At 75.2% G+C, this 19,870-nt stretch carries 16 protein-coding genes; 13 read left to right on the plus strand and 3 right to left on the minus strand.

The window, feature by feature from the left end:
- The first annotated feature begins 116 nt into the window (after nucleotides 1–116).
- The 5 genes from ACI79R_RS04650 to ilvC all read left to right on the plus strand — a co-directional run bounded on the left by ACI79R_RS04650 (nucleotide 117) and on the right by ilvC (nucleotide 9,217).
- Nucleotides 117–2,756, plus strand: coding sequence for a putative bifunctional diguanylate cyclase/phosphodiesterase (locus tag ACI79R_RS04650; protein ID WP_456572409.1), 2,640 nt, complete (start codon nucleotides 117–119; stop codon nucleotides 2,754–2,756).
- Nucleotides 2,753–5,446 (plus strand): putative bifunctional diguanylate cyclase/phosphodiesterase, encoded by a 2,694-nt coding sequence (locus ACI79R_RS04655; protein WP_456572410.1) that lies wholly within the window; start codon nucleotides 2,753–2,755, stop codon nucleotides 5,444–5,446. Before ACI79R_RS04650 ends, ACI79R_RS04655 begins: the two co-directional genes overlap by 4 nt.
- Before the next feature lie 276 nt (nucleotides 5,447–5,722).
- Nucleotides 5,723–7,594, plus strand: a complete 1,872-nt coding sequence (locus ACI79R_RS04660; protein ID WP_456572411.1) for an acetolactate synthase large subunit — start codon at nucleotides 5,723–5,725, stop codon at nucleotides 7,592–7,594.
- A gap of 13 nt (nucleotides 7,595–7,607) precedes the next feature.
- On the plus strand, nucleotides 7,608–8,135 hold the full coding sequence (gene ilvN, locus ACI79R_RS04665) for an acetolactate synthase small subunit (RefSeq protein ID WP_456572412.1): 528 nt from the start codon (nucleotides 7,608–7,610) through the stop codon (nucleotides 8,133–8,135).
- Between the two features lie 53 nt (nucleotides 8,136–8,188).
- Nucleotides 8,189–9,217, plus strand: a complete 1,029-nt coding sequence (gene ilvC / locus ACI79R_RS04670) for a ketol-acid reductoisomerase (protein ID WP_456572413.1) — start codon at nucleotides 8,189–8,191, stop codon at nucleotides 9,215–9,217.
- Between the two features lie 101 nt (nucleotides 9,218–9,318).
- Here ilvC and ACI79R_RS04675 read toward each other — a convergent pair whose 3' ends face one another.
- The 3 genes from ACI79R_RS04675 to ACI79R_RS04685 all read right to left on the minus strand — a co-directional run bounded on the left by ACI79R_RS04675 (nucleotide 9,319) and on the right by ACI79R_RS04685 (nucleotide 11,207).
- A complete protein-coding gene (locus ACI79R_RS04675) occupies nucleotides 9,319–9,855 on the minus strand; it encodes a hypothetical protein (protein ID WP_456572414.1) in 537 nt (178 codons plus the stop codon).
- Nucleotides 9,856–10,018: 163 nt separating this feature from the next.
- The gene (locus ACI79R_RS04680; RefSeq protein WP_456572415.1) at nucleotides 10,019–10,477 is read right to left on the minus strand and encodes a hypothetical protein; all 459 of its coding nucleotides are present in this window, start codon (nucleotides 10,475–10,477) and stop codon (nucleotides 10,019–10,021) included.
- Nucleotides 10,478–10,502: 25 nt separating this feature from the next.
- The gene (locus tag ACI79R_RS04685) at nucleotides 10,503–11,207 is read right to left on the minus strand and encodes a hypothetical protein (RefSeq protein ID WP_456572416.1); all 705 of its coding nucleotides are present in this window, start codon (nucleotides 11,205–11,207) and stop codon (nucleotides 10,503–10,505) included.
- Nucleotides 11,208–11,303: 96 nt separating this feature from the next.
- On the opposite strand from ACI79R_RS04685, the gene serA reads away from it, so the two are divergent.
- The 8 genes from serA (at nucleotide 11,304) to ACI79R_RS04725 (ending at nucleotide 19,866) form a co-directional block, all read left to right on the plus strand.
- The gene (gene serA, locus ACI79R_RS04690; RefSeq protein WP_456572417.1) at nucleotides 11,304–12,896 is read left to right on the plus strand and encodes a phosphoglycerate dehydrogenase; all 1,593 of its coding nucleotides are present in this window, start codon (nucleotides 11,304–11,306) and stop codon (nucleotides 12,894–12,896) included.
- A 37-nt stretch (nucleotides 12,897–12,933) separates the two neighbouring features.
- A complete protein-coding gene (locus tag ACI79R_RS04695; RefSeq protein WP_456572418.1) occupies nucleotides 12,934–13,956 on the plus strand; it encodes a 3-isopropylmalate dehydrogenase in 1,023 nt (340 codons plus the stop codon).
- Between the two features lie 172 nt (nucleotides 13,957–14,128).
- Nucleotides 14,129–14,836: a hypothetical protein gene (locus ACI79R_RS04700; RefSeq protein WP_456572419.1), complete on the plus strand. Its 708-nt coding sequence runs from the start codon at nucleotides 14,129–14,131 to the stop codon at nucleotides 14,834–14,836.
- Nucleotides 14,837–14,923: 87 nt separating this feature from the next.
- Nucleotides 14,924–16,063: a steroid 3-ketoacyl-CoA thiolase gene (locus ACI79R_RS04705; RefSeq protein ID WP_456572420.1), complete on the plus strand. Its 1,140-nt coding sequence runs from the start codon at nucleotides 14,924–14,926 to the stop codon at nucleotides 16,061–16,063.
- A complete protein-coding gene (locus tag ACI79R_RS04710) occupies nucleotides 16,060–16,689 on the plus strand; it encodes a PaaI family thioesterase (protein WP_456572421.1) in 630 nt (209 codons plus the stop codon). The genes ACI79R_RS04705 and ACI79R_RS04710 overlap by 4 nt, the downstream gene beginning before the upstream one ends.
- Complete coding sequence (locus ACI79R_RS04715; protein ID WP_456572422.1) at nucleotides 16,686–17,510, plus strand: SDR family NAD(P)-dependent oxidoreductase; 825 nt, start codon at nucleotides 16,686–16,688, stop codon at nucleotides 17,508–17,510. The genes ACI79R_RS04710 and ACI79R_RS04715 overlap by 4 nt, the downstream gene beginning before the upstream one ends.
- Entirely contained in the window at nucleotides 17,507–18,361 is an 855-nt protein-coding gene (locus ACI79R_RS04720; RefSeq protein ID WP_456572423.1) for an enoyl-CoA hydratase-related protein, read from the plus strand. Before ACI79R_RS04715 ends, ACI79R_RS04720 begins: the two co-directional genes overlap by 4 nt.
- Entirely contained in the window at nucleotides 18,358–19,866 is a 1,509-nt protein-coding gene (locus tag ACI79R_RS04725) for an acyl-CoA carboxylase subunit beta (protein ID WP_456572424.1), read from the plus strand. The genes ACI79R_RS04720 and ACI79R_RS04725 overlap by 4 nt, the downstream gene beginning before the upstream one ends.
- Nucleotides 19,867–19,870: the final 4 nt, after the last annotated feature.

Below are 19,870 nucleotides of genomic sequence, written 5' to 3' on the forward strand. Positions count from 1 at the left end.
CCCCCGCCCCTCGCAGGCTCGCGGCGGGTCCCTGCGAGGGCGCCACCTCACCCCCTTGGAGTGACCCGCGGTCCACGCCGCTGGAGAGCACGGGTGCCCGTGCCGACTCCAGCGGTGTGGACAGGCAGAGGTGGTGGCTCCTGGCGAGCACCGTGCTGGCCGTCGTGGCCTGCACGGTGGCCACACTCGTGCCGGGGTGGAGCCGGTCGGCCGACGCCGTCGTCGTCGGCTCCGGCCTGCTCTCCTCGGTCGTCCTGTGGCGGTGCGCCGCCACGCGCGGGGGCCGCGGGCTGCGCGGCTGGCGGCTGATCGCCCTCGCCCCGCTGTGCCCCCTGGGCGGCTACGTCCTGAACACGGCCGTCACCCCGAGCGGTCCGGTGCAGGAGGTCCTGCTGCACTGGCTGCCGGCCGTCCCCGGCTACCTGCTGGCCGCGCTCGGCGTCCTCACCCTCGTCGGGCCGCAGCGGCTGCGCACCGGCGCCCGCGGCGCCGTCGAGACCGCGCTGTTCGCCGTCGCCTGCCTGATCGGCGTGCAGCTGCTGGTCCTCGGCCCGGACGGCGGGTGGACCGGCCTGACGCCCGCCGAGCAGCTGGTCGTCCCCGTCGCGGTCGTGGCCAACGCCTCCTTCGTCGTCGCCGCGCTGGTCCTGCTCGCCTCCGTGGAGGGCCGCCGGCAGCGGATGGCCACGCTGCTGCTGGCCGGCGCGCTGCTGCTCACCGCCGGGCGTGCCCTGGGCACCTCGGCCATGCTCTCCGGCGCCACCGTGCCCACCGACGTCGGCCGGCTGCTCGGCCTCGGCGGCCTGGCCCTGATGGTCCTCGCCGCCCTCGCCGACCCCGGCCCCTCCGCGGCCGGCCCGGACCGCGAGCGCACCGGGCGCTCGACCCAGCTCGGCCAGGTGCTGCCGCACGTGGCCATGTTCGTCGCCGTGGTCGCCGTCGGGTCGATCCACCTGCTCGGCTCCCGGCCCAGCGCCGTCTCCACGCTCGGGGCCGTCGTCTGCGTCGCGCTGTCGGCCGTGCACCGCTGTGTCACCGCCCGCGACGAGCAGCTGCTCGGCGCCCGGCTGCGGCGCAGCGAGGCCTACTTCCGCTCGCTGGTGTGGTCCAGCAGCGACGCCGTCCTCATCCTCGACGGCGAGCTGCGCATCGTCTGGGCGTCGCCGACCAGCGACACGCTGCTGGGCTGCACCCCGGGCGCCACGATCGGCCGGGACCTGCTGGCCCTGGCGCACCAGGGCGACGCCCTGCCGCTGGTCCGGGCGCTGCACGGGCCGGCGCCGGCGGACACCCCCGCGTCGATCCTCACCCTGCGCCTGCCGCACGCCGACGGCACCTGGCGCTACGTCGAGGCCAGCGTCGCCGACCTGCGCGACGACCCCGACGTGCGCGGCGTGGTGCTGCACTGCCGCGACACCACCGAGCGGCACGAGCGCGAGCAGCGGCTCGAGGACGTCGCGTTCACCGACCCCAGCACCGGGCTGCCGAACCGGGCCGGCTGCGCGCGGGTGCTGCAGCAGGCGCTCGACACCGGCACCGCCGACGGGCGCACGCTGCTGCTCATCGAGGTCGACGGGCTGGCGCTGGTGCGCGAGGACGCCGGGCGGGATCTCGCGACCAGCGTGCTCGCCGAGCTGGCGCGCCGGCTGCGGGCCACGGTGCGCGGGGAGGACCTCGTCGCGCGGCTCGGGGGCGACGCCTTCGCCGTCCTGACGACGGGGGACGACGCCGTCACCGACCAGCTCGCCGACCGCTGCCTGTCGGTCGTCGAGCAGCCGGTGCTCACCTCGGCCGGGATCTACGACCTCAGCGGCAACGTCGGCATCGTGCCGATCACCGCCCGCATGGCGGTGCACGACGTCATGGAGCACGCCGAGCTCGCCGTCGGGGCCGCGCGCCGCGACGGCCCGGGCACGGCCACCCGCTACACCCCGGCCCTCGGCTACGCCGCGGCCCGCCGGGCCCGGCTCCGCGAGGACCTGCCCGGTGCCTCCGCGCGCGGCGAGCTGTCCGTCGCCTACCAGCCCATCGTCTCCCTGGAGGAGCAGCGAGTGGTGGGCGTGGAGGCGCTGCTGCGCTGGCGGCACCCCGACCTCGGCGACGTCCCGCCCGCGGAGTTCGTCGCGATCGCCGAGCGGGCGGGTGTCATCGTCGAGCTGCAGCGCTGGGCGCTGGAGCAGGCCGCCACGGTGGTGGGGGAGCTGCCGAGCACCGGGGCGCCGCTGCGCCTGGGCGTCAACATCTCCGCCGCCCACGTGGCCGCCCGCACCCTGGTCGGCGACGTCGCGTCGGTGCTGCGGTGCACCGGGCTGGCGCCCGAGCGGCTGATCCTCGAGATCACCGAGGCGACGCTCCTGGCCGACGGCGACGACGTCGCCGCCGACGTGGAGGCGCTGCGGCTGATGGGCGTGCACGTCGCGCTGGACGACTTCGGCACCGGCGGCTCGTCGGTGACCCACCTGACCCGGCTGCCGCTGGACATCCTCAAGCTCGACCGGGCGCTGGTCACCCGCATCGACCGCGATCCGCGCAGCCGCGCGCTGTGCGAGTCGATCGTCGCGATCGGCCGCGCGCTCGGCCTGGACATCGTCGCCGAGGGCGTCGAGACGCCGGCCCAGCTCGGTGTCCTGCGCGGCCTGGGCTGCGGCTTCGCCCAGGGCTTCCTGCTGGCCCGGCCCATGCGGCCGGCCGACCTCCGGGAGCTGCTCGCGACCGGCGCCGGCAGCCTCTGGCCCGGGCTGGTCGGCTCCCGATGACCGGGGTCGTGCCCTCCGCCCGGCGGACGGCGACGACCGGCGTCGCGCTCGCACTGGCGGCCGTGCTGGGCACCGGCACGACCGTCCTGGAACTGGCCGGGTCGCCGCCGCCGTGGCTGGTGCCCGTCTGCCTGGCCCTCGCCTCCGGCGCCGCGGCCGCCGAGCTGGCCCGCCGTGCCCGCCGGCTGGGCGGGCGCGCCGGCCGGCCGTGGGCCGTCCTGGCCGTGGCGGCCGCGCTGCTGGCGTCCGGGCAGGCACTGGCCACCGCCCGGAGCGGCAGCCGGGACCTCGCCGCCGGTGGCCCCGAGGACCTGCCCATGCTCGTGGCGGTACCGCTGGGCATCGCCGCCGCGCTGCTGCTGATGCCGCCGCGCCGCAGCCGCCGGGTCGGCTCCCGCGTCCTGCTGGACGGCGCCGTCGTCACCCTCGCCGTCGCCGTGCTCGGTCACGTGCTCCTCGGCGGGGTGCTCGGCGTGGCCACCGACGCGGCGCGCGGCCTCATCACCGTCGGCTATCCGGCCGTGGGGGCCGTCCTGTGCGGCGTCGGGCTGGTCACCGTGACCGCCGTGGCGGCGCCCCGCCGCCGGGCGGCCACCTGGCTGCTCGCCTGCTACGTCTGCATGGCCGTGGTGGCCGTGTCCGGCGCCCTGGGCCGCACGCTCGGCGACACCGGCTCCTCGGTGCTCACCGTGCTCGCCTGGCTCGGCATGCTGGCCACCGCCGCCTGCGCGGCCGCCGCGGACGCCGTCCCGGCCGCGGACCCCGGCCCGGTGCACCGCACGCTGCCGCTGCGCGGCGGCGTCGTCGCCCACGTCGCCGCCGCGGCCGTGCTCGTCGTGCTCGCCGGCTCCGCGGCCACGGGCCGGGCGCCGGAGCCGGTCGAGGCGGCGGGAGGAGTGCTGCTCGTCGTCCTCACGTCGGCGCGCACGCTGCTCTGGGCGGTCGACGCGCACCGGCTCACCCGCCGGCTCCAGCGCACCGAGGGCTGGTTCCGCGCGCTGGTGCACAGCGGGGACGCCGCCACGCTCGTCCTGGACGACGCCGGGCGCGTGGCCAGCGCGGAGGGTGCGGTGGCCGGCCAGCTCGGGGCGGAGCCCGCCGACCTGCTCGGCCGGCCCCTGACCGACCTGCTGCACGAGGCGGACCGGCCGCCGGTCGCCGCGGCGGTCCGTGAGGCCGCGGCCGACCACCTGCCGGCCGTGCTGCGCCTGCGCACCGGCGGCGCGACGCGGGACATCGAGGTCGTCGGGGCGGCGGCGGCCGGCGAGGCGGGGAGCGGGGACACCGGGCTGGTCCTGCACCTGCGCGACGTCTCCGAGCGCAGCGCGACCCAGCGCGAGCTCGAGCGGATGGCCTACACCGACTCCCTCACCGGCCTGCCCAACCGGGCCCGGTTCATGGTGGCGCTGCAGGCGGCGCGGGCCCGGGCCGCCGGCGGACGGCGGTCCTGCGTCCTGCTGCTCGACCTCGACGGCTTCAAGTCGGTCAACGACGTGGCCGGGCACGACGCGGGGGACCGGTTGCTCGTCGAGGTGGCGCATGTGCTGCGCGACGCGGCGCGCGAGGGCGACCTGGTCGCGCGCCTGGGCGGCGACGAGTTCGCGATCGTCGTCGACGCCGACCCCGACGAGGCCATCGCGCTGGCCGAGCGGCTGGTGCCGCTGCTGGCGCGGACCCACCGGTTCGCCGGCGAGCCCGCGGCACCGGGGGAGGCGCCGGTCGCGGGGCCGCCGCTGCGGGTGTCGTGCAGCGTCGGCGTCGCCGAGATCGACCCCGCCGGCGCCCCCTCCGACACCATGCGCGAGGCCGACCTCGCCCTCCGCGCGGCCAAGGCCGACGGCAAGAACGGCGTCCGGGCCTCCGGCCAGGAGATCGTGAGCGCGATGGGCCGCCGCAGCCGGCTGGCCCGCGACCTCCCGGGCGCGCTCGAGGCGGACCAGCTGCGGGTCGTCTACCAGCCGGTGGTCGGCTGGGCCGAGGGGCGGGTGCTCGGCGTCGAGGCGCTCGTCCGGTGGGACCACCCGGAGCTCGGCCCGATCGCGCCGGACGAGTTCATCGGACTGGCCGAGGACGAGGGGCTGATCGTGCCGCTGCAGCGCTGGGTGCTCGGGCGCGCGACGACCGACCACGCCCGCCTCGTGGCCGGCGGCCGGGACCTCAAGCTCGGCGTGAACGTCTCGGCGCTGCACGTCCAGGCCGGGTGCCTGACCGAGGACGTCGCCCGCGCGCTGGCCCGCTCCGGGCTGCCCGCGGGGCTGCTCATGATCGAGCTGACCGAGTCGGTCCTGCTGGACGACGAGCAGCTGCTGCGCGCCTGCCTGGCCGAGCTGTCCGACCTCGGGTGCGTCATCTCCCTCGACGACTTCGGCCGCGGCTACTCCTCGCTGGCCTACCTCGCCCGGCTGCCGGTCGACGTGCTGAAGATGGACCGCGAGTTCGTCTCGGGCGTCGAGCACGACGCGCGGGCCGCCGCGCTGGTCGGCAGCGTGGTGGACCTCGGCCGCACCCTGGGGATGGACGTCGTCGCGGAGGGGGTGGAGACGCCGGCGCAGGCCGCGCTGCTCATGGACCTGGGCTGCCGGTACCTGCAGGGGTGGCTGCTCGGCCGGCCGGTGCCCGCCGAGGAGCTGGCCGGGGTGGTCGACGGCTTCGACCCCGCCGTGCTGGTCGGCGCCGCCGTCGTCCCATGACCTGCGACACGCAGTCCACGTGTTGGGACAGGTCGGTTGACGTCGCGGCGTCCGAGGCGCACAGTGGACCCGTGCGTCCCGTCTGCTCGATCCTCGTAGTCGCCTAGCGCGCCGGTCACCCGACCGACGCGCTCACCCCTCCGTGCCCTGGTGCACGAGGGGTTTTTTGTTGCGGGGACCCGGCAGCTCCCCGCCCGAGCAGACGCCCCGCACCGCCGCCCATCCGGTCCCCGCACCACGAGCCGAGCCCCCCCAGGCCGCCAGGAGTACGCCGCCATGAGCACCACCAGCCCGAGCGAGAACGCCACCCGCGAGGCCGCCGCATCCCTCGCCGGTGTCGAGACCGTCGACCGGTCGATCGCCGAGGCGGCCGCCGAGCCGCTCACCGGCATCACCGGAGCGCAGAGCCTGGTCCGCTCCCTCGAGGCGGTCGGCGTCGAGGTCGCCTTCGGCATCCCGGGTGGGGCGATCCTGCCGCTCTACGACCCGCTGTTCGACTCCCGGATCCGGCACGTGCTCGTGCGGCACGAGCAGGGCGCCGGCCACGCCGCCACCGGGTACGCGCAGGCCACCGGCCGGGTCGGCGTCTGCATGGCCACCTCCGGCCCCGGGGCCACCAACCTGGTCACCCCGCTGGCCGACGCCTACATGGACTCGGTGCCGATCGTCGCCATCACCGGGCAGGTCGCCACCGGCTACATCGGGACCGACGCCTTCCAGGAGGCCGACATCCGGGGCATCACGATGCCCGTCACCAAGCACAACTTCCTGGTCACCTCGGCCGACGAGATCCCGCAGCGGATCGCCGAGGCGTTCCACCTGGCCAGCACCGGCCGGCCGGGCCCGGTCCTGGTCGACGTCCCCAAGGACGTCCTGCAGGCCACCACCGACTTCTCCTGGCCGCCCCGGATGGACCTGCCCGGCTACAAGCCGACCACCCGCCCGCACGGCAAGCAGGTCCGCGAGGCCGCCGCGATGATCGCCGGCGCCCAGCGCCCGGTGCTCTACGTCGGCGGCGGCGTCCTCAAGGCGCAGGCGACCGAGGAGCTGGCCGAGCTGGCTGCCCTCACCGGCGCGCCGGTGGTCACCACGCTCATGGCCCGCGGCGCGTTCCCCGACAGCAGCCCGCAGCACCTGGGCATGCCCGGCATGCACGGCACCGTCGCGGCGGTGACCGCGCTGCAGAAGGCCGACGTCCTCGTCGCCCTCGGCGCCCGCTTCGACGACCGGGTCACCGGCAAGCTGTCCACCTTCGCGCCCGACGCGCTGGTGGTCCACGCCGACATCGACCCCGCCGAGATCGGGAAGAACCGCAAGGCCGACGTCCCGATCGTGGGCGACGCCAAGGAGACGATCGGCGAGCTGGTCGGCGCGCTGCGCGCCGAGCACGAGGCCGGGCGCACCCCCGACCTCACCGCCTGGTGGGCGCAGCTGGACGACTGGCGCGAGCGCTACCCGCTCGGCTACGACTGGCCGGAGGACGGCTCGCTGTCGCCGCAGTACGTCATCGAGCGGCTCGGCGCCATCGCCGGCCCCGACGCCATCTACACCTCGGGCGTCGGCCAGCACCAGATGTGGGCCGCCCAGTTCATCAAGTACGAGAAGCCGGGCACCTGGCTCAACAGCGGCGGGCTCGGGACGATGGGCTACGCCGTCCCCGCGGCCATGGGCGCCAAGTACGGCTGCCCGGAGACCACCGTGTGGGCCATCGACGGCGACGGCTGCTTCCAGATGACCAACCAGGAGCTGGCCACCTGCGCCATCGAGGGGATCCCGGTCAAGGTCGCCGTCATCAACAACGGCAACCTCGGGATGGTCCGGCAGTGGCAGACCCTCTTCTACGAGGGCCGCTACTCCAACACGCGCCTGCACGCGCGCAACGCCGACGGGTCGCCCAAGCCGGTGCGGATCCCCGACTTCGTCGCCCTCGCCGAGGCGCTGGGCTGCGTCGGGCTGCGCTGCGAGACCAAGGAGGAGGTGGACGCCGTGATCCAGAAGGCCATGGAGATCGACGACGCCCCCGTGGTCATCGACTTCGTCGTCGGTGCCGACGCCCAGGTGTGGCCGATGGTCGCCGCGGGCGCCAGCAACGACGACATCCTGGCCGCGCGCGACCTGCGCCCGGTCTTCGGCGACGGCCAGGTCTGAGAGGAACGACGAGATGACCCGCCACACCCTGTCGGTCCTGGTCGAGAACAAGTCCGGAGTGCTCGCCCGCGTCTCGGCCCTGTTCAGCCGGCGCGGCTTCAACATCGAGTCCCTCGCCGTCGGGCCGACCGAGAACCCCGACCTCTCGCGGATGACGATCGTCGTCGACGCCGAGAGCCAGCCGCTCGAGCAGATCACCAAGCAGCTCAACAAGCTCGTCGAGATCATCAAGATCGTCGAGCTGGACGGCGGCGCCGCCGTGCAGCGCGAGCTGCTGCTGGTCAAGGTCCGCGCGCCGCTGGCCGACCGCAGCCAGGTGCTGGAGACCGCCCAGCTCTTCCGCGCCCGGGTGGTCGACGTCAACACCGACACCGTCACCCTCGAGGCCACCGGCACGCCCGACAAGCTGCAGGCCCTGCTGGCCGTCCTCTCCCCGCTGGGGATCAAGGAGATGGCCCAGTCCGGCACCGTCGCCCTGGGGCGGGGTCCGCGCGCGATGAGCGGCGCCGGTACCTTGCGCCCGGTCGAACGAACCGCGTGACGCCCCCAGTCCGAGCACCACGACACAGCACGACCTGAAGGAGACACCACCGCATGGCCGCCGAGATCTTCTACGACGACGACGCCGACCTGTCGATCATCCAGGGGCGCACCGTCGCCGTCCTGGGGTACGGCAGCCAGGGGCACGCGCACGCGCTGTCGCTGCGCGACTCCGGGGTCGACGTCCGCGTCGGCCTGCCCGAGGGCAGCAAGAGCCGGCCGAAGGCCGAGGCCGAGGGCCTGCGGGTCGTCACGCCGGCCGAGGCGGCCGCCGAGGCCGACCTGATCATGATCCTCGCCCCCGACCACGTGCAGCGGAAGCTGTACACCGAGTCGGTCGAGCCCAACCTGCAGGACGGCGACGCGCTGTTCTTCGGGCACGGCTTCAACATCCGGTTCGGCTACATCAAGCCCCCGGCCGGCGTGGACGTCGCGATGGTCGCCCCCAAGGGCCCCGGCCACCTCGTGCGCCGCGAGTTCGAGAACGGCAAGGGCGTGCCCTGCCTGGTCGCCGTCGAGCAGGACCCGAGCGGCAACACCCTGGCGCTGGCGCTGTCCTACGCCAAGGCCATCGGCGGCACCCGCGCCGGCGTCATCAAGACGACGTTCGCCGAGGAGACCGAGACCGACCTGTTCGGCGAGCAGGCCGTGCTCTGCGGTGGCGCGAGCGCGCTGATCACCGCCGGCTTCGAGACGCTGACCGAGGCCGGCTACCAGCCCGAGGTCGCGTACTTCGAGTGCCTGCACGAGCTGAAGCTGATCGTCGACCTCATGTACGAGGGCGGCATCGCCAAGCAGCGCTGGTCGGTGTCCGACACCGCCGAGTACGGCGACTACACCTCCGGTCCCAAGGTCATCGACGCCCGCGTCAAGGAGTCGATGAAGGAGGTCCTCGGCGCGATCACGGACGGCTCGTGGGCCGCGGCCTTCATCGCCGACCAGGACGCCGGTGCGCCGGACTTCAAGCGCCGCCGGGCCGAGGCCGAGGCGCACCCGATCGAGGAGACCGGGCGCAAGCTGCGCGGCCTGATGAGCTGGGTGTCGGCGTCCGACGACTACACCGGCACCGCCGCCCGCAACTGACGGCGCGGAACGCGCGAAGGCCCCCCACTGCCTCGGCAGTGGGGGGCCTTCGGCGTTCCGGCCCCGCCTTCCGCGCGCGAAAGGCGGAGCAGAGGGCTCGCTCAGTAGGACTGGCCGCGGGCCGCGTAGTACTGCTTGACCGGGGCCTGCATCAGCAGGCCGATGATCACGCCCGGGATGACGAACCCGAGGAGGCCGCTGAAGACCGAGCCGCCGCTCTGCGCCAGCGAGATGATCAGCGACAGCAGGTTCACCGCGATCGCGATGTAGCACAGCAGCAGCAGGAGCTTGGGCGACTTGCCCTGGAGCACGAAGATGCCGCCGACCAGCAGCGCCGCCGACATCGCGACCGACAGCAGGATGATGAGGCCGTAGAGCGCGCCGATCAGGAACGCCAGGCTCAGCGCCAGCAGGCCGAGCAGGATGCCCAGGCCGCCCCAGACGATGGCCACGATCGCCGCCGCGGTCGCCATGCCCGGCCGCTGGCCACCCGTTCCGCCGTAGCCGGCGGGCGCGCCGGAGTAGCCCGGGACGGGCGCGCCGTATCCCTGGGGGCCGGGGCCGTAGCCCTGCGGTCCCGGGCCAGGCTGCCCGTACGGAGCTCCCTGCGGCGGGTAGTTGGGGTCGGGGCTGGACATGGGCAGGCTCCTCCTGGTGCAGACCTCCGCCGTGTTGGCGGTCGGCGGCGGAGCATAGGGGGCCGCGACGCACCGTGGGGAGTCCCGGGACACGGGGTGACCTGCCCCGGAACGGACCGGGCCCCCGCTGCGGTGCAGCGGGGGCCCGGTCGGACGGTGCGGGTCAGCGCCGCTTGCTCGCGAAGTACTGCTTGGCCGGCGCCTGGTTCAGCAGCACGACGATGCCGACGCACATCACCAGCACCAGCAGCGAGAAGGTGTCGAACCCCGCCCCGCCGGCCAGCGCGATGATGATGCCGAGCAGCACGAGCGCGCCGGCGACCGCCGCGCTGATGGTCAGCACCTGGCCGCCCTTGCCGGTGATCGCGAGGACCCCGCCGGTGATGCAGCCGGCCGCCAGGGCCAGGAACAGCACGCCGAACAGCGCCAGGAAGCCGACGATGCTCGAGAACGCGAAGTAGGCGAACGCGGCGAGCAGCAGCAGCAGCGCCGTGACGAAGCCCAGGATGGCCGCGGTCAGGACCTGCGGCGGCCGGGCGGCGCCGCCGGCGGGGCCGCCGTAGGCCGGCTGCTGGCCGTAGCCGGGCTGCCCCTGCGGGGCGTTCGGGTCGGGGGTGGTCATGCCATCTCCTCTGTCGGGACGTGGGTCAGCGGCCGCGGCGGGCGCGGTGGGCGGCGAAGAAGTCGGCGGCCTGCTTGTTGCTGAGCAGGACGACGATGAGGATCGAGATCACCAGGCCGATCAGGCCCACGATCAGGCCGCCGGGACCCTCGGTGTCCAGGCTGCCGATGCCGCCGAAGAACACCAGCGCGGTGAAGGCGATGGCGATCGAGCCGCTGACGATCAGCATGACCCGGCTGCGGCCGGTCAGCGCCCAGATCGAGCCCCAGATCGTGATGACCGTCCAGGCCAGGGCGAGGATGCCGACGACGACCAGGACGCCGGCGAAGGCGCCCAGCGCGTCACCGAAGATGCCGGCGTCACCGGCGACGCTGCCGGCCACGGCGCCGACCGAGAACATGTAGATGGTGACCAGCACGCCCAGGGCGCCCCAGATGAAGCCGAACACCGCCGCGGTGACGACACCCCCGGGTCGCGCGGGGACTCCGCCGTACTGCCCGTAGGCCTGCGGCGCGGCCTGGCCGTAGGCCTGGGGCTGCGCCCCGTACCCCTGCTGGCCGTAGGGCTGGGCCTGCTGCCCGTAGCCCTGCTGGCCGTAGGGCTGCTGGCCGTACGCCCCCGCGCCGGACTGCTGCTCGTTGCCGTAGGTGCTCATGCTCTCCTCCATCGGGCCGGCCACGCCGGCGCTGCGGGCCAGGATGTCGGCAGGGCAGGGGAGGGGCAAGGTCATCACCCCCTACGCGGCATGTCGCCGGAACGCATGCGTCCGATGGGGTGTACGGGGCGGCGGCGGCCTGTCCCGGGCGCGCCCCTAGGCTGTGGTCCCGTGACCACGAGCGCACCCGTCGTCCTGATCGCCGAAGAACTCGCCCCGAGCGTGCTGGAGGTCCTCGGCGACGACGTCGAGATCCGTCACGTCGACGGAGCCGACCGGTCCGCGCTGCTGCCGGCGCTCGCCGACGCGGCGGCGATCATGATCCGCAGCGCCACCCAGGTCGACGCCGAGGCGCTGGCCGCCGCGCCGAACCTGAAGGTGGTCGCCCGCGCCGGCATCGGCCTGGACAACGTCGACGTCGCCGCCGCCACCGAGCGCGGCGTCATGGTGGTCAACGCCCCGACGTCGAACATCGTCAGCGCCGCCGAGCACGCCGTCGCCCTGCTGCTGGCCGCCGCCCGGCAGATCCCGGCCGCCGACGCCTCGCTGCGCGAGGGCGCGTGGAAGCGCTCGAAGTTCATGGGCGTCGAGGTGACCGACAAGGTCGTCGGCGTGGTGGGCCTGGGCCGGATCGGCCAGCTCGTGGCCCAGCGGCTGGCCGCCTTCGGCGTCACGCTGATCGCCTACGACCCCTACATCCAGCCCGGCCGCGCGGCCCAGCTGGGGGTGCGCATGGTGTCGCTGGAGGAGCTGCTCCGCGAGGCCGACTTCATCACCATCCACCTGCCCAAGACGCCGGAGACCCTCGGCCTCATCGGCGCCGAGGAGCTGGCGACCACCAAGAAGGGCGTCATCATCGTCAACGCCGCCCGCGGCGGGCTGGTCGACGAGGCGGCGCTGGCCGACGCGCTGCGCTCGGGCCAGGTGGGCGCGGCCGGTCTCGACGTCTACGCCAAGGAGCCGTGCACCGACAGCCCGCTGTTCGGGCTGCCGAACACCGTCGTCACCCCGCACCTGGGCGCCTCCACCACCGAGGCCCAGGACAAGGCCGGCACCGCCGTGGCGCACTCGGTGCGCCTGGCGCTGCAGGGCGAGTTCGTGCCCGACGCGGTGAACGTCCAGGCCGGCGGGGTCGTCGCCCAGGACGTCCGCCCGGGGCTGCCGCTGGCCGAGAAGCTCGGCCGGGTGTTCACCGCCGTGGCCGGCGGCCTGGCCCAGTCGGTCACCGTCGACGTGCGCGGCAAGCTCGCCGAGTTCGACGTGTCGGTGCTGCAGCTCGCCGTCCTCAAGGGCGTCTTCTCCGACGTCGTCGAGGACCAGGTCACCTACGTCAACGCGCCGCTGTTCGCCGAGCAGCGCGGCCTCGAGGTCGCCCTGACCAGCGACGTGGAGAGCCCCGACTACCGCAACCTCATCCGGCTGCGCGGCGCGATGGCCGACGGCACCGAGGTGACCGTCTCCGGCACGCTGTTCGGCAAGAACCAGGTGTCCAAGCTCGTCGAGGTCAACGGCTTCGACATGGACATCGACCCGTCGGGCTCGCTGCTGTTCTTCGTCTACACCGACCGCCCGGGCGTCGTCGGCGCGGTCGGCGCGGCGCTGGGCGAGGCCGGGATCAACATCGCCGGCGCCCAGGTCAGCCGCACCACCCGCGGCGGCGAGGCGCTCATGGCCGTGACCGTGGACAGCCCCGTCCCGGCCGACCTGCTGGCCGAGATCGCCGGGCGGATCGGCGCCCGCGAGGCGCGCTCCGCCGACCTCTGACCGGACGCGTGGGGGCCGACCACTAGTGTCGGTCCCCATGCGCCTGGCAGTGATCCCTGGAGACGGCATCGGCCCCGAGGTCGTCGGTGAGGCCCTGAAGGTCCTCCGCGAGGTGGCTCCCGACATCGAGAGCACCCCCTACGACCTCGGCGCCGCCCGCTGGCAGCGCACCGGCGAGCTGCTGCCCGAGACGGTGATCGACGAGCTGCGCCAGCACGACGCGATCCTGCTCGGCGCCATCGGCGACCCGAGCGTGCCGCCGGGCATCCTCGAGCGCGGCCTGCTGCTGCGGCTGCGCTTCGAGCTCGACCACCACGTCAACCTGCGCCCGGCCAAGCTCTACGACGGCGTGCGCAGCCCGCTGGCCGACCCCGGCCCGATCGACATGCTCTGCGTCCGCGAGGGCACCGAGGGCCCCTACGTCGGCAACGGCGGCGTGCTCCGGAAGGACACCCCGCACGAGGTGGCCACCGAGGTCAGCCTGAACACCGCCTTCGGCGTCGAGCGCGTGGTGCGCTACGCCTTCGAGCGGGCCATGACCCGCCCCCGCCGGCACCTGACGCTGATCCACAAGACCAACGTGCTCACCCACGCCGGGTCGCTGTGGTCGCGCACGGTCGAGGAGGTCTCCGCGGAGTTCCCCGAGGTCACCGTGGCCTACCAGCACGTCGACGCCGCGTCGATGTTCTTCATCACCGACCCGACCCGCTACGACGTCATCGTCACCGACAACCTCTTCGGCGACATCGTCACCGACATCGCCGCCGCGGTGACCGGTGGCATCGGCCTGGCCGCCAGCGGCAACCTCGACGCCTCGGGCACCAACCCCAGCATGTTCGAGCCGGTGCACGGCTCGGCGCCCGACATCGCCGGGCAGGGCAAGGCCGACCCCACCGCCGCGGTGCTCTCGGTCGGCATGCTGCTGGACCACCTGGGCCGTGCCGACCAGGCCCGCAAGGTCAACGCCGCCGTCGCCTTCGACCTGTCCACGCGTGATCCGCAGGGCCCGGTGCGCACCGCGGAGGTCGGCGACCGGCTCGCCGCGCTCGCCGGCGGCTGACCCGCCCCCGACGTCCCCTCGACGCGCCCGCCGGCTGCTGCCGGCGGGCGCGTCGCGTTGCGGGGGACCGCTGCGCGGGCCGGTGGTTGACGCTGCCGACCTCGCTCGGGTATGCCTGTTCGTAATACCCCAGCCCGACAGTCCGGCCGGGGGTGGCGGCGGGAGGAGCGGGATGCGCACGGTGACCCCCGCGGAGACCGAGTCGGTCGCGGTGGGCCACGACGGCAACCGCTACGTGATGACCGACTACCTGGGCAGCTTCCGGGCGCCCGAGCCCGGCCGGCCCCAGGCCTACCTGGTCCAGCAGGAGTCGCCGGAGCTGCGCCCGCACTTCCACGAGGTCGACCAGTTCCAGGTGGTCATCGGCGGCACCGGCACGCTCGGCCGGCAGCCGGTCGGCCGCGGCGTGCTGCACTACGCCGACGCCTTCACCCCCTACGGGCCGATCCGCACCGAGCCCTCGGCCGGCCTGGCCTACCTGACGCTGCGCCGGGAGCCGGCCACCGGGCTGAACTACATGCCCGAGGAGCGCGAGAAGCGCCGGCTCGCGGGCGGCCTCGGCGGGCACTTCACCTGCGTGCTGGACGACGCCGTCCCCGCCGGACCGCGGCCGACGGTCCTGGCCCGCACCGACCGCGGCGCGCTGGCCGCCGGCGTGCGGCTGCCGGCAGGGGAGGCGCTCGACGTCGGCGGGCTGCCGGAGGGTGCGCCCGGCTACGCCGTCGTCCTCACCGGCTCGGTGGTCGCCGGCGGGCGCACCCTGCCCGAGGGCAGCCTCGTGGACCTCGAGACCGTCACCGACCTGGCCGGGCTGCGCGCCGCGGACGACGACGGCGAGCTCGCTGAGGTCGCCGTCGTCCTGTTCGCCCCCGGCTCCTGACCCGTTCGTCCACCGGGACGCGACGCCTGCCCGCGGCGCCCCGGAGCTAGCGTCCGCCGAACCCCAGCACTCCCGAGGAGAACCGCCATGCCCACCCCGGTCATCGTCGACGCAGTCCGCACCCCGTACGGCCGGCGCGGCGGCGTCCTGTCCGGCCTGCATCCGGCGGAGCTGCTCGGCCTCGCCCAGAAGGGCCTCCTCGAGCGCACCGGCATCGACCCGGAGCTGATCGGCGAGGTCATCGGCGGCTGCGTCACCCAGGCCGGGGAGCAGTCCGGTCACCTCGTGCGCACCGCCTGGCTGCACGCCGGGCTGCCGCAGGCCACCGGCGCCACGACCATCGACGCCCAGTGCGGCTCGGCGCAGCAGTCGGTGCACCTGATCGCCGGCCAGATCGCGCTCGGCAGCATCGAGGCCGGCGTGGCCTGCGGCGTCGAGGTCATGAGCCGGGTGCCGCTGCTGGCCAACATCGGCGTCGGCGACTACGGCCGCCCGCGGCCGGCCGGCTGGGACGTCGACCTCCCCGCCCAGTACGAGGCCGCCGACCGGATCGCCCGCCGGCGCGGCCTGACCCGCGAGCAGATCGACGCCTTCGGGCTGCAGTCGCAGCAGCGGGCCCGCCGCGCGTGGGACGAGGGCCGCTTCGACCGCCAGGTCCTCCCGGTGACCACCCCGGACGGGGACGTCGTCACCCGCGACCAGGGCCTTCGCGAGACCAGCCTCGAGGCCCTGGCCAGGCTCAAGCCGATCCTCGAGGGCGGTCTGCACACCGCCGGCACGGCCTCGCAGATCTCCGACGGCGCCACCGCCGCGCTCGTCGTCGACGAGCAGCGCGCCCGCGACCTCGGCCTGCGCCCGCGCGGCCGGATCGTCACCTCGCTGCTGGTCGGCGCCGAGACCCACTTCCTGCTCGACGGCCCGGTGCAGGCCGCCGAGCGGATGCTCGAGCGCACCGGCATGAAGATCGGCGACATCGACGTCTTCGAGGTCAACGAGGCCTTCGCCTCCGTGCCGATGTCCTTCGCGCAGGTCCACGACGTCGACCCCGAGCGGCTCAACGTCAACGGCGGCGCGATCGCGCTGGGCCACCCCGTCGGGTCCACCGGCATCCGGCTGATCGCCACCGTGCTCGACGAGCTGGAGCGCACCGACCAGAACGTCGGCATGGTCTGCGTCTGCGCCGGCGGCGCCATGGCGACCGGCATGATCATCGAGCGGATCCGATGACCGGCACCCTCCCCGTCGAACGCGTCTCGGACGTGCCGCTGCCGCGCCGGCAGGCCACCGCGGAGCTGATCGGCGCCGTCCGCGACCTCATGACCGCCGCCGCCGTCACCGAGGTGGACGACGGCGTCCTGACCACCGCCCGGGCCCTGGTGACCGAGGCGAGCGCGCTGCTCACCGCCGCCACCCGGCCGCGCGCGCTGCGGCCGGACTTCGAGGGGCCGGGGGAGGCCCGGGCGGCCGGCGCCGGCGCGGCCTACCCGATCTGCCAGCACAACCCGCTGGGCCTGCCGGTGCTCATCCGCTTCGTCGAGGACGGCGCCCGCGGCACCCTCGTGCCCGGGGCGCTGGCCGAGGGGCCGCCGGACTCGCTGCACGGCGGGTGGAGCGCCTGGCTGATGGACACCATGCTCGGCGTCCTCGTGCAGGCGCAGGGCCGCCGGGCGGTCACCGCCAGCCTGCAGCTGGACTACCGGAACCGGGTGCGGCTGGACGAGCGGATCGACCTCGGCTCGCGGATCGCCTCCCGCGACGGCCGCAAGACCGTCGTCGAGGGATGGATCGAGCAGGCCGGCGTGCGCGCCGTCGAGGCCCGCGGCCTGTTCGTCGACCTGCGGAACCCCTCGTGAGCCTGGAGCTCACGGGGCTGGACGGCCGGGTCGCCGTGGTCACCGGCGCCGGCCGGATGCGCTCCATCGGCCGGGCCCTCGCCGTCGAGTTCGCCCGCGCCGGGTGCGACGTCGTCCTCACCGGCACCGGGCGCGACCCGTCCCGGTACCCCGACGACGAGAAGGCCGCGGGCTGGCGCGACATCGACTCGGTCGCGGAGGAGGTGCGCGCGCTGGGCCGGCGGGCCCTGCCGGTGGTCGCCGACGTCGCCTCCGAGGACGGCGTCGAGGACCTGCTCGCCCGGACCCTCGCCGAGTACGGCCGGGTGGACGTCGTGGTGAACAACGCCGCGGCCAACCGCGGGCAGGACCGCGTGCCGGTGGTCGAGCTGGACGTCGAGGCCTGGGACACCGTGATCGCGGTGAACCTGCGCGGCACCTTCCTGATGAGCCGCGCCTTCGGCCGCCACCTGGTCGAGCAGGGGGAGGGCGGCAGCATCGTCAACATCTCCTCGATCGGCGGCAAGCTCGGCGGCCCGCGGACGGCGGCCTACTCGGCGTCGAAGGCCGGGGTCCAGTCGCTGACCTCCTCGATGGCCAAGGAGCTGGGCCCGCACGGGATCCGGGTCAACGCCATCTGCCCGGGCGTCACCGGCACCAGCCGGCTCGACGACTGGTCCGACGACACCTGGCAGGCCTACGTGCGGGCCAACCTGCCCCTGCAGCGCGTCGGCGCGCCCCAGGAGGTCGCCTACGCCGCGGTCTTCCTCGCCAGCGACCAGGCCGCCTGGGTGACCGGGCAGTCGTGGAACGTCGACGGCGGGCAGCTGACGATCCGGTGAGCGCGCCCGGGAGCGCGCCGCTGGTGCGCGTCGACGACCCCGCGCCCCGGGTCCGCCGGGTCACCCTCGACCGGCCGGCCAAGCGCAACGCGCTGAACGCCTCCCTGCGGCGGGAGCTGCTGGCCGCGATCCGCACCGCCGACGCCGACCCCGGGGTCGGCGTGGTCGTGGTGCGCGGCGCCGGCCGGGACTTCTGCGCCGGCTACGACCTCGACCCGGGTTCGGACGAGGAGCGCTACGGCGGCATCGGGTCCGGCGCCGGGCGCTTCCAGCGCGCCGTCGTCGACGGCTGGCTGTCGCTGGCGGAGCTGGGCGTGCCGGTGATCGCCCAGGTGCACGGGCACTGCCTGGCCGGCGGCAGCGAGCTGGCCGCCTCCTGCGACCTGGTCTACGCCGCCACCGACGCCCGGATCGGCTATCCCGCCGTCCGGTTCGGCGTGCCCGACCTGCAGTGGCACACCTGGCTGCTCGGCATGCGGCGGGCCATGGAGGCGGTGCTCACCGGCGACACGATGACGGGGGAGGAGGCGGTGGCCGCGGGGTTCGCCAACCGCGCCTTCCCGGCCGCCGACCTCGACGCGGAGGTGCTGCGCATCGCCGTCCGGATCGCCGCGGTGCCCAGCGAGGTCGCCCAGCTGAACAAGCGCACCGTGCACCGTGCGATGGAGGCCATGGGCATGCGCTCGGCGGTGCGGGCCGGCACCGAGACCTCCGCGCTGTCGACCACCACCGGCGCGTTCGCCGCGTTCATGGACGCCGCCGCCGGCGGCCGGGTCACCCGCGCCCTCGACGCCCGGGACGGCGTCTTCGGCGACGGCCGCACCGCGGGCCGGGAGGACGCCGGCGCATGAGCGGTCACCGGGACGAGTGGGCGCCGCTGCTGGCCGACCTCGGCCGGCGCCGGGCGGCGGCCCGGGAGATGGGCGGCCCCGAGAAGCTCGCCCGCGTGCGCGCCGCCGGCCGGCTCGACGCCCGCGCCCGGATCGCCGAGCTGCTCGACCCCGGCACGTTCACCGAGGTCGGCCTGCTCGCCGGGGACGGCTCCGTGCCCGCGGACGCGTTCGTCGCCGGCTCCGGTCTGGTCGAGGGCCGGCCGGTGCTGGTCGGCGCGGAGGACTTCAGCGTCGCCGGCGGCTCCATCGGCACCGCGGGGGCGACCAAGCGGGCCCGGATCGCGCACCTGGCCCGCCAGGAGCGGGTGCCGCTGGTGATGATGCTCGAGGGCGCCGGCCACCGGGCGACCAACGCCCTGTCCGCGCACCGCCCCGCGCCCAACGACCTGCAGGCCATGGCCGACCTCGCGGGGCTGGTGCCGACGGTCGCGGTGGTCACCGGCCCCTCGGCCGGGCACGGCGCGCTGGCCGCGCCGCTGTCGGACCACACGATCATGGTCGACGGCGACGCCGCGCTGTTCACCGCCGGACCGCCCCTGGTCCGCGCCTCCCTCGGCGAGCAGGTGACCAAGGAGGAGCTCGGCGGGCCGGCGGTGCACGCGGTGCTGTCCGGGATCGCCCAGGAGGTCGCCGCCGACGTGCACGCCGCGCTGGCCGCCGTCCGCCGGTACCTCTCCTACCTGCCCTCCAGCGCCTGGACGCGGCCGCCGGCCGGCACCGTCGACACCGGGCCGCGCACCCTCGACCGGCTGCTCGACGTGGTGCCGCCCAACCCCCGCCGTCCGTACGACGTGCACGAGGTGCTGGGCGAGCTGGTCGACGCCGGCTCCCTGCTGGAGGTCGGCGCCGCCTACGGGCCCTCGCTGGTCACCGCGCTCGCCCGGCTCGGCGGGCACCCCGTCGCGGTGGTGGCCAACCAGCCGGCGGTGCTGGCCGGCGCCATCGACGTCGCCGCCGCGGAGAAGGCCGCCCGGTTCGTCGAGCGGACCAGCGCCTTCCACCTCCCGCTCGTGCAGCTCGCCGACAACCCGGGCGTGCTGGCCGGGAGCATCTCCGAGCGGGCCGGCATCCTCCGGGCCGGCGCCCGGATGTTCGCCGCCCAGCACCGCGCCGGGGTGCCCAAGCTGCACGTCACCCTGCGCAAGGCCTTCGGCTTCGGCAGCTCGGTCATGGGCCAGAACGCCTTCGACGAGCAGACCGTCTCGCTGGCCTTCCCCGGCGCCGTCCTCGGGGGCATCCCGGCCGCCGTCGGCGGGGCGACGGCCAAGGAGGACGACGCCACGCGGGAGGCGCTGGTCGCCAACGAGGCCGGCGGTCCGTGGCGGCTGGCCGGCTCGGTGACCTACGACGACGTCATCGATCCGCGGGAGCTGCGCAACGCCCTGCTCGACGCGCTGCGGCTGGCCCGCGCGCGGCTGTCGGCGCCGCCCGAGCCGGTGGTCCGCACCGGCTACCTGCCCTGAGGAG

Source organism: Blastococcus sp. SYSU D00820, assembly GCF_054050695.1.

Bases quoted from the DNA above. Each gene is read 5' to 3' on its own strand.
- ilvN (WP_456572412.1), top strand. From the start codon at position 7,608: ATGACCCGCCACACCCTGTCGGTCCTGGTCGAGAACAAGTCCGGAGTG.
- ACI79R_RS04685 (WP_456572416.1), bottom strand. From the start codon at position 11,207: ATGACCTTGCCCCTCCCCTGCCCTGCCGACATCCTGGCCCGCAGCGCC.
- ACI79R_RS04705 (WP_456572420.1), top strand. From the start codon at position 14,924: ATGCCCACCCCGGTCATCGTCGACGCAGTCCGCACCCCGTACGGCCGG.
- ACI79R_RS04725 (WP_456572424.1), top strand. From the start codon at position 18,358: ATGAGCGGTCACCGGGACGAGTGGGCGCCGCTGCTGGCCGACCTCGGC.
- ACI79R_RS04680 (WP_456572415.1), bottom strand. From the start codon at position 10,477: ATGACCACCCCCGACCCGAACGCCCCGCAGGGGCAGCCCGGCTACGGC.
- ilvC (WP_456572413.1), top strand. From the start codon at position 8,189: ATGGCCGCCGAGATCTTCTACGACGACGACGCCGACCTGTCGATCATC.
- ACI79R_RS04675 (WP_456572414.1), bottom strand. From the start codon at position 9,855: ATGTCCAGCCCCGACCCCAACTACCCGCCGCAGGGAGCTCCGTACGGG.
- ACI79R_RS04660 (WP_456572411.1), top strand. From the start codon at position 5,723: ATGAGCACCACCAGCCCGAGCGAGAACGCCACCCGCGAGGCCGCCGCA.
- ACI79R_RS04655 (WP_456572410.1), top strand. From the start codon at position 2,753: ATGACCGGGGTCGTGCCCTCCGCCCGGCGGACGGCGACGACCGGCGTC.
- ACI79R_RS04700 (WP_456572419.1), top strand. From the start codon at position 14,129: ATGCGCACGGTGACCCCCGCGGAGACCGAGTCGGTCGCGGTGGGCCAC.
- ACI79R_RS04695 (WP_456572418.1), top strand. From the start codon at position 12,934: ATGCGCCTGGCAGTGATCCCTGGAGACGGCATCGGCCCCGAGGTCGTC.
- ACI79R_RS04710 (WP_456572421.1), top strand. From the start codon at position 16,060: ATGACCGGCACCCTCCCCGTCGAACGCGTCTCGGACGTGCCGCTGCCG.